This window comes from Thermogutta sp., from assembly GCF_014359955.1.
In the GTDB taxonomy this organism is placed as follows: domain Bacteria; phylum Planctomycetota; class Planctomycetia; order Pirellulales; family Thermoguttaceae; genus Thermogutta.
The window spans coordinates 1-12,457 of record NZ_JACIYL010000039.1; the positions used below are offsets into that span (position 1 = coordinate 1).

At 60.6% G+C, this 12,457-nt stretch carries 7 protein-coding genes; all 7 read left to right on the forward strand.

Going from position 1 to position 12,457, the window contains the following annotated elements; translation table 11 throughout:
- Window positions 1-2,307 (forward strand): hypothetical protein (locus H5U08_RS02390; protein ID WP_297029726.1); only part of this gene is annotated, 2,307 nt, incomplete at its 5' end.
- Between the two features lie 353 nt (window positions 2,308-2,660).
- Window positions 2,661-3,767 carry a lysylphosphatidylglycerol synthase domain-containing protein gene (locus tag H5U08_RS02395; protein WP_297029727.1) on the forward strand — a complete coding sequence of 369 codons (1,107 nt, stop codon included), beginning with the start codon at window positions 2,661-2,663 and terminating at the stop codon, window positions 3,765-3,767.
- Window positions 3,768-3,785: 18 nt separating this feature from the next.
- Entirely contained in the window at window positions 3,786-4,763 is a 978-nt protein-coding gene (locus tag H5U08_RS02400; protein WP_297029729.1) for a glycosyltransferase family 2 protein, read from the forward strand.
- 424 nt (window positions 4,764-5,187) lie between these two features.
- Window positions 5,188-6,726 carry a hypothetical protein gene (locus tag H5U08_RS02405; protein WP_297029731.1) on the forward strand — a complete coding sequence of 513 codons (1,539 nt, stop codon included), beginning with the start codon at window positions 5,188-5,190 and terminating at the stop codon, window positions 6,724-6,726.
- Window positions 6,727-7,035: 309 nt separating this feature from the next.
- The gene (locus H5U08_RS02410) at window positions 7,036-10,800 is read left to right on the forward strand and encodes a PQQ-binding-like beta-propeller repeat protein (protein WP_297029733.1); all 3,765 of its coding nucleotides are present in this window, start codon (window positions 7,036-7,038) and stop codon (window positions 10,798-10,800) included.
- 4 nt (window positions 10,801-10,804) lie between these two features.
- Entirely contained in the window at window positions 10,805-12,049 is a 1,245-nt protein-coding gene (locus H5U08_RS02415; RefSeq protein ID WP_297029734.1) for a squalene--hopene cyclase, read from the forward strand.
- A gap of 186 nt (window positions 12,050-12,235) precedes the next feature.
- Window positions 12,236-12,457 (forward strand): BatA domain-containing protein (locus tag H5U08_RS02420; protein WP_297029736.1); only part of this gene is annotated, 222 nt, incomplete at its 3' end.

Sequence of the window (12,457 nt, forward strand, 5' to 3'; positions counted from 1 at the left end):
CTTCTCATTGGGCCGATCGAATGGGCGGGATATCTTCCCGGGCAAGTTGCCGGAGAGAACGTGGCGGCTTCCGGCCCTGTCCCGGCAACCGGTGACTTCGGCTTCAGCCAGGGCCCCCGGCAATGGATGAATACAGTGAGTGGTGGTGTCACGACGGCGACCTGGTCGGAACCCGCGGGAGATGCCGCCCGCCAACCACCGCTTGTCGAGATGGCGGGAAACGTGCTCCGTGTGCAGGGGCGGCCGTTTTTTCCTCGAGCGCTCGAATACCAGGGCGAACCCTTGGAACTGGTCAAAACACTGGGCTTCAACACCCTGTGGATACGTGGCGCCGTCAGCCGGAATCTGCTTCTGGAGGCACGCCGCCAGGGTTTGTGGGTCATCCTGCATCCCGATGAAACGCTCTTGCCCTCAGCCGGGGTCGGAGGACACACGATTGGGACCGATTTTGACGGAGTGCTGGCCTGGGATTTGGGAACGCAAACCAGTCTGTGGGAGGTGCAGGCTCTTCAACAACACGCGGAAACGCTGCGAGGTCTGGACCCCTCACCAACCCGCCCGTTGATTGCGGAACCCCTCACGGACCTGCTCCGCGCGAGTCGGGCGGTGGACGCGCTTCTGGTCGGCCGCGGACCCTGTTTCAGCGAAATGGAGTTTTCCGACTACATCGTCTGGTTGCGGAGCAGAAGTCTTTTGGCTCGCCCGGGCACACCCATCTGGGTCACAGTCCAGACCCAACCCGATCCCGCGGTGTGGCAGCAGTGGCAGCAGGCCGGTGCTCCGGCGCAGCGTCTTGACTGCATTCCTGCCGATCAGGTGCGGCTTTTGACCTACCTTTCCCTGATTGCCGGGGCGAGGGCGATTCTGTTTCGTTCGCATTCGTCGCTTGCGCTTGCGGACGATGCGACGCAGGAGCGGCGTCTGACCCTGGAGCTCATGAATCGGGAGCTGCGGTGGATTGAACCTTTTCTGGCGGGGGGACAGTTTCTCGCCCTGGTGCCCAGCAACGTTCCGGAAGTCGTGGGGGCCCTGTTTCGGGCGGAGCGGGCCCGTCTGCTGGTGCCACTCTGGCTGGGAAAGCGCGCGCAGTATGTGCCGGGCCAGGCCGCGGTTGACGAGGTCACGTTTGTGGTCCCCGGCGTTCCCGAATCGAGCACGGCCTACTTGTTACTACCGGGGTCGCTGGAGCCGGTCAACTCTGATCGTGTGGCGGGTGGAACACGGATCACGCTGCGGGAATTCGGACCTACGTCGCTGGTCGTGCTCACCCAGGATCCTGTCGTACTCAACTACGCTATGGACCGCGCGAGGAGCGAGGGCCCTCGCATTGTCCAACTGGAGCGCCAGCTTGCCGATTTTACCTTTCGCAACGTCAAGGGGGTGCACGATCAACTCATTCGGGAAGGCCCTTTTATCCCTCAGGCGGAAACGTGGTTTCGGCTGGCGTCGGAGGAACTGGCTTCTGCGGACCGGGCGGCTGCGGCCGGCGACAATGCCGCGGCTTTCCGCCATATTCATCGGGCTTTGCGGCCGTTACTTCTCATCCGGCGGATCGATTGGGAAAGCGTGATCCCGGCCCGCGACCCGGTCGTGACCTGGCCGCTGGCTACCCGATTCGACACGCTCCCCTGGTTGCGTCGCTGTCAGGAAGAGCTTGAGGCCACGGCGTGGAGTGAAAATCGGCTGCCCGGCGGAGATTTCGAGTCCGCCGAACAATTGACGGCCATCGGCTGGGAGCCGTTTCAACACGGGATGGAAGGCATCGCCGCTTCTGCGGAGGTGACCGCGTCTGCCGCACATTCCGGACGAATGGGACTTCTCCTCAGTGTTCGGGGCACGCAACCGCACGTGGCGCAAGCCGTTCTGGAGTCCCCGCCCCTTTGGGTCCATTCCCCACCGGTGGCGGTACAGCCCGGCGACTGGGTGCAAATCGAAGGGTGGGTTTTTATACCGCGGCCGATCACAGGAAGCGTGGATGGCTTGATGATCGTGGATTCCCTGGGGGGTGATACGCTGGCCCATCGCATCAGCCAGACAACCGGATGGCGGCCTTTCCGCATGTATCGGAGGGCCGGGGAAGGGGGTACCGTTCGCCTCAGCTTTGTTCTCACAGGGTTGGGCGAGGTGTGCATCGACGACGTAGTGGTGCGGACAATTTCGGCAGCATCTCAGCAGTCTCCTGCGTCCCGACCGGAAGCCCCCCTGGTTCCCGTCGTTCCTCCGTCGCGTCAGGATCATTCCAATTCCGGTCCCCTGGCACGCCTGCCCTTCCTCAACAGCCTGATTGGAAACTCACCGGGGCCCTGACGGGCTGTTTCTCAGAGGGCATGTCCCGGTGACCGGTCGGGCCGGTTTCTGATGGTAACCGACGTCGTTCCGCGACCGTTTGGCCGATTTCTGTCCACTGTGATTGGCGTTTGGGTGATTCGCCGGCTGTGTTTCGTCTTTTGAAATCTCATGACAACGGTTAAGATGAAGCTTGGGGCTTGCGGAACGGGGCCGACGCACACCTGACCGTGGTCCGCGGTTGTGCGAGATCGCGTGCATGTCCTCTCAAGTGAACGGGGCCCCACGGGATATCCAGGACGTTGCCGATCAATTGCGGATGCGTCTCCGTAGGGTTTACGGAGCGAACCTCTTTCGGCTGCCGGGTTGATTTCGTGTCGCAGAAGCACGAGGAGACACCTGACCGACCCCCCATCTCGGCGTCTTCCACGCATCACTGGAAGCGCTGGGGTCTTTACGCCTTGCAGGCCGCGCTCACAGGAGCCATCATTTGGGCCCTATGGCGCGCCGGGAGGGAGGCGCTGGAAGAATTGCGGCAACTCGGCGAGCGCGGGATTTCTTTGCGAGTATCCTGGGGGTGGTGTATCGCTGCGGGGATGTGCTACGCGACGAGTCTTTTGCCTGCGGCCTGGTTCTGGGGAAGGGTCTTGCGTTCCGCCCAGCAGAAGACCACGTTCGGGAAAGTGCTCCGGGCGTACCTCGTGGGGCAAATCGGTAAATACGTGCCGGGTAAAGCCTGCGTGGTCATCGTGAGAACGGCACTTGTGGCGGGGAATTCTGTCCAGCCGGCGATGGCGGCAGCCAGCGTCTTTGTGGAGACGCTCACCATGATGTCGGTGGGGGCGGCGATGGCCACGCTGTATCTGGTCTTCTGGGCTCCTTCCAACTCACGACTGCTATGGACAGCCGTGGCCCTGGCTGCGGTGGTGACCATTCCCACCCTTCCCCCGTTCTTCAAGCCGATTTTGCGGCTGCTGGCCGCCCGGGGCCGTCGGCCGGAGGTGCTGACCGCGGTGGATCGCATCAACTTCGTCCAACTGTGGGAAGGCTGGGCCGCCATGTTTTTGTTGTGGCTAGGGTTTGGAATAAGTCTGGGGCTGGTGTTGCGGGCCATTGAACTTCCCGGATTTCAGTTTGCCCCCTCAGGAAGCGCGATCCTGGAGGCGATTCCACCGCTGGTGGCCTCGGTAGCGCTGGCTACGGTGGGGGGATTCCTCATTCTTTTTTTGCCCGGTGGGTTGGGGGCCCGCGAACTCATCCTGGCCGCCGTGCTCACTCCTTACCTTGCATCCGGCTGGCTTGCGGAGGGAGACGTTTCGGGCGAGGTGGTCGCACTCGTGGCAGCGGTGATGCTGAGATTGGTGTGGCTTGCTACCGAGATCCTTCTTGCCCTGGTCATGTGGTCACTGCCCTATGTGGCCTGGATGTTTCGAAGAATCCAACCGGCAGTGGAGAATTCGTCTTCACCCCTCGTGAAGTGAGAGCAACCAACGAGAGACATGGCTGGTGAGCTTTCCATTGTGATTCCTGTGCTGAATGAGGCCGAAAGTCTTCGGCAGCTCTATGCCGAGATCACAGCCGTCTGTGAGGCAGAGGGGCTCGACGCTGAGATCATCTTCGTCGATGACGGTTCTACCGATGGGAGCTGGGAGATCATCCGCGAACTGGCAGCCGCTGATCCCCGTGTGCGTGGCCTGCGATTCCGGCGAAATTTTGGGAAAGCCGCCGCGCTTACGGCGGGCTTTTCCCGGGCAACCAAATCCCGCGTGATGACGCTGGATGCCGACCTTCAGGATGATCCTCGGGAAATCCCCCGCTTTCTGGCGGAACTGGAAAAAGGCTGGGACCTGGTGAGCGGCTGGAAGAAAGTGCGTCACGACCCCTGGCACAAGGTCTGGCCCTCCCGGGTGTTCAACTGGTTGTTGGGTAAGATGTCGGGCGTGTATCTCCATGATCACAACTGTGGCATGAAATGTTACCGCCGGGAAGTGCTCGACGAAATTCACATCTACGGAGAACTACACCGATTCATTCCCGTTCTGGCGGCGGCACGGGGCTTTCGCGTTACGGAGATCCCCATTCATCACCGACCGAGACAGTTCGGCAAATCCAAGTACGGGGCGGCACGCTTCGTCAAAGGGTTTCTCGATTTGCTGACCGTCAAGTTCCTGACCGGTTTTGGCCTCCGTCCCCAGCACTTTCTGGGAACTTTCGGACTGATTTCCTTTGGATTGGGCGCGTTTATTTTGGTCATCCTGGCCCTGGAATGGTTTTTCTCTCGTGTCATCCCGGGGGCAGAGGTCGTCAATTTGCGGGACCGGCCCCTTGTCATCTATTCTGTGGCCCTGTTGCTTCTTGGTGCGCAGCTTATCAGTGTGGGGTTTCTTGCCGAATTGCTCACCGCCTACCACGTGAAGCAGGAGCGAACATACTCGCTGGCGGAGGAGATTGGCGGCACCGGCAAGGCCGAAAGCTGAAAACCCGCCACAACCCGACACGGCTGCGGGGCTGTTAGGATGGCCGAGCTCGCGGATTTTTGCCCCGGCAGTGAAAGGGCACGAGCGACTCCGATCCGCTCCGTCGGGGTGATAGGTGAGTGGGGCGGGCAGCTCGCGCGGTAGCCGCCTCAAAATCGAGAAACTCCCCATTCCACGAGCTGCGTCTTTTTAACGGCGGGCGGTGCGGATTATCCTATAGCATGGGAGGGCGATGTGTACGCCCGGCGGACGTGGTGGCTACCCAGGGAATACCATGAGGAAAGTGAACAGCCGTGGCCGCGGTCCTGCGGAACATCGCCTGCCGGCTCTGGAGATGGCGGCTGGCCTGACGATGAGACGCCAGCTTGCTTTGTGATTGACAGCGATATCCGAAGATTGGTGTCCTCTTTTGTGCGGAGATTCGATGAACGTTGAGCAGAAGGTGAATACTGCGGGTACTTTTGATGCCCGGACCGGCTGCACGATTCTGATCGTTTTGGCCACTGGGGTGATGCTGGGACGCATTTTCGCGGTGGACTCGGTGGATGTCTACCAATTAGAACGCCAGCGACTCAACGAGATTCCCCGCCGACTCGAGGAAAGACGTGCCGAATTGCAGCAGCGGGGGGTCAGTCCGGAAAAGATCGAGAGAGAACTCCAGCGGATCGAACGTGCCCTGCAAGAGTCGGCCGCGTTGAGACGCCCCTTTCTGAGTGCCAATGATCGCAGCCGATGGTGTACGGTGCGGGCTCTGGTCGAACCCGACATGCGGGTGCCGGGGGCTCCCTATGCCATCGACCGCGTCATTCAGGAAAGATTGTGGGACACCATCGACATGGTGAAGCACAACGGGCATCTCTACTCCAGCAAGCCCCCTCTTTTTGCGACACTGGTGGCGGCGGAGTACTGGGTGCTTTACCACGGGTTTGGATTGACCCTTGCCGACTATCCTTACCAGGTGGCGTGGGTTGTGCTCATCACGTTCAACTGGCTTCCCATGCTCATTTACTTTTGGAGTATTCGACGCCTTGTGGAGCGGATCACTTCCAACCCGTGGATCCAGCTCTTTGTGACGGGGAGTGCGTGTTTCGCGACATTTCTCACGACGTTCGTCAACACACTGAACAACCATCTCCCGGGCGCTGTATGTGCTGCGGTGGCCGTGGAGCTGGCCACCAGAATCATCGCCGACGGCCAGCGCCGCTGGTGGCTTTTGGTACTCTTGGGATTTGTGATGGCCCTGGGTGTGACGTTCGAGTTACCCTCGCTGATACTCTGGTTGTTGCTTCTGGTGATCGTCGCGCGGTTCGTGTTCAAACCGGTTGTCCTGTGGTATCTGGTGGGCAGTGCTGTGGTCTTTGCCGCTTTCTTCTACACGAATTGGCTGGCGCACGGGACGATCTCACCCCCGTATGCGCATCGATCGGGCGGGCCAGGGGAGAACTGGTACGATTACGAGTACGAAGTCCGCGGCCGAAAAGTCGATAGTTACTGGCGCAATCCGGTTGGCATCGACAAGGGAGAGGCGTCCGCGTGGGTTTATGCGTTCCATGTGCTCGTGGGGCATCATGGGATTTTCTCGCTCACGCCGCTGTGGCTGTTGACGCTTGCCGGGTGCTGGTGGGGATTGCGATCGGGGCGCCGACCCGAGGAAAGGCTTGTTTTGCTGGCTATCGTGGTGGCCTCCGTCATCTGCATCGCCTTTTATATTCTGCGTCCTCAGCCGGATCGCAGTTACGGAGGAATGACGTGTTGTTTTCGCTGGGCCCTGTGGCTGGCTCCCCTGTGGCTTTACGGGATGGTTCCTGCCCTGGAGCGACTCGCATCCACGAAGCTGGGGCGTGGAGTGGCCCTGTTTCTGGCGGCGGCGTCAGCGATGTCGGCAGCCTATCCCACCTGGAACCCCTGGACGCATCCCTGGCTTTACCAGTGGTTGGAATCCGCTGGGTGGATCCGTTACTGAAGCCCGGAAATGAGGGCTGGACGGGCCATGCGTCACACCGGGGCGAGGGGCGACCCCAGCCGTGCGTGAGCCCCGCCTGACAGAGTAATCATCCGCTGTCTTCCATCGGGAAGGCAAACACCGGTGATGTGCACGACCGCTCGTAATCGACAAGAGAATAGCCTGCGATCGCCCGTGGATCCCGGGGGCGATTTTGCAGTCGGGCTTTTAATAGACAGTCCGGAGAGAATGCTGTTTCGGAGGGGGAATCTGTTTCGGCCGCCGAAGTCGCGGGGCTTGACGCGTCGAGCCATTTTTTGGAAAGAAAGGATGCACCGAAAAACCTGCCACGTCGTTCTTGCCGTCCTGGCGCTATGTCTTTTGACAGGCGGAGCGCCGACGCATCCCGCGTGGGCCGCAGAAAAAGGCCCCGGCAATTCCACCAGCGACAACCTCTCGCAGCCCGAAGGCGAAAACGGCTACCCGTGGCCCCCGTATGACCCGCGATGGTTTATCGAGGCCTGGCAAGACGATGAGGTGGTCACGGAAAGTCATCTCCGCTCGATCCTGGAGCAGGTTCCAGGGCAGGGCTACCGGATAGATCAGACCAGAGAGGGACCATGGCCTGTCCGGTTCGTGGAGGGCGCTTTTCGGATCACGCCGCATTTTGATCAGGGCCGGTGTCTCAAGGTCGGGCTCGTTCGTCCGGAAAATCTTTCCTTTTTCGTGGTGTCTGGAAACCGTGCGATCGAGCTTCGCTATCATCCCAATTTCTATCAGGCATGGGCGGCCTATGCTGTCGGAGATGACTTTCCACAAAACCCCGGTCGACCGCAGCGGCTGGCACTTCTGGGAACCGATCAGGGACGCTATCGGCGGAGTGGGCTGGGAAGCGTCCTGCTTTTTTGGGATGGAAAGGAACTGGTCCTGGCCCGCGGGGCTCTACGGTTGTTGACTGTGCCGCTCTCCGGTCCCCCTGAGGAACTCTGGATGGTGGGAAAAACCCGGTTGCGAGAGCTGCGTTGGCTCTCCGGGATACCCATTCCTCCTGATGATGCACCCTTATTTTCCTCGGCCCCTGGGCCTCAACCTCCTTGGTCAGCCGTTTCTTCTCAGGCGGTGCTGCCCGCGGCAAGTTTTGGCTGGTCTATCTGGAAAACTTCTCCAGGTTTGGAACTCAATCTGGACGAACATGGCCGGGTTGAGTTCGCCGGAACGGACGTGAAAGAGCGCGCGTACGCGGGGTTTTCGGTGCCCCCGTCCGGGGCCGTGGAGATCGTGCTCAAATTCGATCACGTGACGCCGGGCACCGGGTTTTTCGTGGCGGATCGAGATCGCCGTCCCATCGCCGGATTGGGATTTTTCAAAAGGTCGGGAAGGTCGGAACTGATTTTCGGCTTTCATTCCGCCCAGGATGATAGTTGGGAACGCGGTGCTGATGACAACCAGGTCGTGCCCCTCGTGGGTGAGTCGCAGTGGTTCAAATTGACCATCGCCGCAGGTGTCGTCAAATGGTGGGTCAGTCCCGATGGCAAACATTGGTCGCTTGCGGCACCGACTGCGGAAAACTGCGACCGCCAGGTGGCCTGGTGTGGCTTGTTTTTGACACGCGGTCAACATCGCCGGATTCAATTGGAGTCGCTTTGGCTGCGGCCGTTGGTCGTTCCCGCCGAGTGGTGCGACACGGAACTTTTCAGGCAGGTGCCGGAAGAAGTGTACGAGGAGTCGGACTGGACGCGGTGGTGTGAGGCCGTCGTCCGGAGCTGTCCCGACGTGGATTTATCCCGGTGGTGGGCAGCCTGCTGTGTGAGGACCCTTCAGCAGAATCCCCCCAGTTATCTTGGCCAGCGTGTTCTGGAAATGCTCTGGGACATAACCGTACAGTCGAACCTGCCAATCGGAGAGAAACTCGCCGCCAGTACCTACCTTGCCGCGTTGAGTTCGCCCCGCGACTGGGGGATTTACGAACGGCTTCCCAGTCGAATGGTGGGGATGATGTGGGACGAGCTGAGGCGGAATGAGTGCCCCGCCTTTTCTCTTCTGAGCGATTGGATCTTGCGGTGTCCCTACTGGGCGGAATGGCGGTTGCCTGCGTTCCCGGAGGCTCTGTTTCGACAGGAGTTGTTTGCGGCACTGGCCGTCCGTGATGGGGAGCATTTGGCGCGATTGGGCTACACGGTGCAATGGGCGGCCACCCCCGGCAGCGACGCGGTTCCCGACTCGCTTCGGTACCTGGCGGGTGTCGCGCTGCAAAGGAGCGGGACGGGGACCGCTGTGGCGGCAGCAGTTCTCCAGAACAACTTCGCCCGTGCGATGGAACCGCTCCACCTCGATATTGGCCGGCCTGCGTACAATCTGGTCCAGGAACTGAGCGCGATGCTGGGGCAGGGAGATGTCTCGGGAGCAGCGCAGCGAATCCTGCAGGCAAGTCCCGCCGAAATGGAAGGATTCTTCCCTGCTTCCGACGACAACGACCTTTGGTGCAGTTTCCCGCTCTACCTGGAGCGGCTGGCATCCCGTTTTTCGGGGTTTTCTCAGACTCTGGCCGGATTGGCCGCTAAAGTCGGCCAGATTCAACTGGAACAGGCGAAAAATACTGGCCGGGAAGATCTGGCGGAAAATGTCGCCATGCGGGTACCGGGGACGACGGTGGCGGCCTGGGCGGCGATCTGGTTGGGCGACCGGCATATGGTATTGGGGCGCATGGCCGAGGCCCTCGCCTGTTATCAGCGTGCCCGATCGGTCTCCGACGCGGCGGTTCAACAGGAAGTACAGCGTCGCCTGAAGCTGATCACCTCACTTGTTCCAGCCTTCGGCGAAGTGGACTCGTCATCCCGGCCGGAACCCGTGACCGAGCAGTGGATTTCCACCACATCGGTGGACAGTTTGGAAATGACCCACCTGGAACTCCGCCCTGGAGTGTCGGTGGAAACGCCGGGCCTGAAGCGGCCCCCTGCCTTCCCGGATCGGGAAATCGACTGGCCGCGGGCACAGGTGAGCTTTACTCCGCTTGACGATCTTCTCCTGGTGCACGCGCAGTCGGATATCCGCGCCTATGCCAAAGATGGGACACTGGTGTGGGGGCAGCAATCGACTATTCAGGGCGATCAGCGGGCGCTGGCCTTGGTGCGTATGAAACCGCTCGTTCACGAAGGCCGGGTGATTGCTCGGCGACTGGAGCAGCGCGGAACAGAACTTGTGTGCCTCGACCTGATCGACGGGCACGTGGTCTGGAACTGCCGTCCCGGAGGTGACATCGTGTCGGATCCCTGGATGGTGGGTACGGACGTGTACGCCCTTGTGGCGGCCGAGACGGAAAGCGAACGCATTGAGCTCGGACTGGCGTGTGTGGATCCCGAACGAGGAAGTCTCCGCGAATTCACGAAGTTGTTCAGCCTCCGAAATACGATCAACCAGGCCATCGATTGTCAGGTGACGGCGCTTGGTCCCCAATTCGTAGGGCAGGTCCGCGGAGTCGTCTTTGCGGGAGATGTGACCGGGCAGGTGGCGTGGTTGCGGACGGTCCCCTGGGTGGCTCCACCTTCCGATGGCTGGTGGCCTTCCCAAGCATGGTACGCGCAGGATAATTCGCCGCCGCTCGTCTGTGGTGATACGGTGATCGTTACAGGCCGGGGGAGCTGGTGCCTGTGTGCTGTGGCGCTCTCCGATGGAACGCTTAAATGGTGTTGCCCGATGGGCCGTCTGCTGGGAATTCTGGGGGAATCCAGCGGAAGGCTTTACGTCCGGACGGATAATGGCCTGGCCATTCTCGACACGGCGTCGGGACAGTTACTGGCGGAAATCGAACATCACGATGTGGACGAATGGCTGCGAGTTCACAATCCCGATGGCCTTGTAGCGCTTCAGGTGCAGGAGGATGCCCAGAAACGGCAGGTCACGCTGCAGATGACGTTTTACAATATCACAGACGGCCGGTGTCTCGGATACTCTCGGATTCCTTTGCCCGAGAAGAAGGCTCCCTGGATCGGACCGATTGTGCGCTGGGATACCGAACTGCTGCTGTTCACGGGCCATCCTTCGAGCCCGGCGAGGAGAACAAGCTACCAGATCGGAGTGGTCTCCGATGGAGGATAGGGCGATGCTGAGAGATTCCTGCCATACGGCGTGCTTCGGTTCGGGAAGAAGATTCTGCTTCACGGCAGGTTGGAAAAAGGCTGCCAAATGGCTCTGCTTGCTCCTTGTGGCCGCTGTGTGGCTGGGAGGCGAAAAGCGAGTTCTGGCCCAGGGAGATTGGGAAATCACACCTCAAAGCGAGGAAGCTCTGGAACGGGGACTGGCCTGGTTAGCACGCAATCAGGGGCCGGAAGGCAATTGGGATTCCAACGATCTGGGATTGGTGAGCACGGGCGCGCTCGCTTTTCTGGCGGCCGGCCATTTGCCCGGTCGGGGGCCGTATGGAGATACCGTCAAGCGGGCATTGGAGTACGTGATTCGCAACGCTCAATCCTCGGGACTGCTCAACATTTCAGAGCCGCGTCGGGGCATGTACAACCACGGCCTGTCCACGTTTGTTTTGGGGCAGGCCTATGGGATGGTCCAGGATCCGCGGCTGGGCGAGCTCCTGGAAAAGGCCCTGGTGGTCGTCCAGGAAACCCAATGTGGCGATGGAGGCTGGGACTACATTGCCAGGCGGCAGCCGCAGGGCCACGATTTGAGTCTGGTGGTCATGCAGGCCCTGGCCTTGCGAAGTGCCGTGGATAGTGGCTTTGAAGTCTCGCCGAGGGTCGTGCAGGCCGCCATTCGCTGTGTCCGTGAGCATTACACGCCGCGGAATTGTCCCCGGGACGCCGATGAAGAGGAACAGAAACGACATCCCGGTCAGTTCACCTACAGCAAAGGAGGGGGTAACGCCACAGTGGCGATGGCGGCCGCCGGGATTGTCTGTCTCCAGGAGTTCGGGCAGTACGATGACTGGCGAATTGAAAAAAATCTGGAGGTGATCCGCAACGCGATCCTGGATGCGACGCGAAACGATCGGCCGCGCCGTGAACGCCGTGCTCCGTTTGACCCGTACACCCTCTACTATGTGTCACAGGCGCTCTATCAGGTAGGTGGGGAACCGTGGCGGGAGTGCTACCCGCTGCTGCGAGATGGGGTGGTAGCCAGCCAGGTGCGGGATCCCGGAAATCCAGCCCGGGACGGCATGTGGACGGCCCAGGGCCATGTCGGCGGCAAGCCTGGCGACCTGTACATGACGGCAGTCTGCTGTTTCGTGCTGGCCATTCCCAACCGTTATTTGCCCATTCTCCAGGAGGGAAAGATCGAAAGTTTACAGCGCCAGTTCGGATCACCCGCCGGGTTGCACCAATCCGGTCGTCCGTGACCACGTCCTCGCCGGGCCTGGTACCCGGCAAGTTGTGTTCGGCTAGGGGTTCGATTACAGTACACAAAAGCCAGTGGATTAACCGGAACAGAGAGAGTCGCTTCTGTCCATTCGCGTTAAAAACTGCCTTGCCTGGGATTTTCGCGAATGGGAAGCCAGCCCTGAGAAAACCTCCGCATTTCTCCCATGTTTGTCGCGCCGTGGTTCATTTTGGGTGGCATGCTCGCCGCCGCAGGTGTGGTTCTCATTCACCTGTTGCATCGACGGCGGTTCCGCGTGGTGCACTGGGCGGCGATGGAATTTCTCCTCCAGGCCGCCCGCCGCAGTCGCCGCATGATTGAACTTCGCGACTGGTTGCTGCTTCTGTTGCGGATGGCGTGCTTGCTTCTGTTTGCCATCGGGATGGCG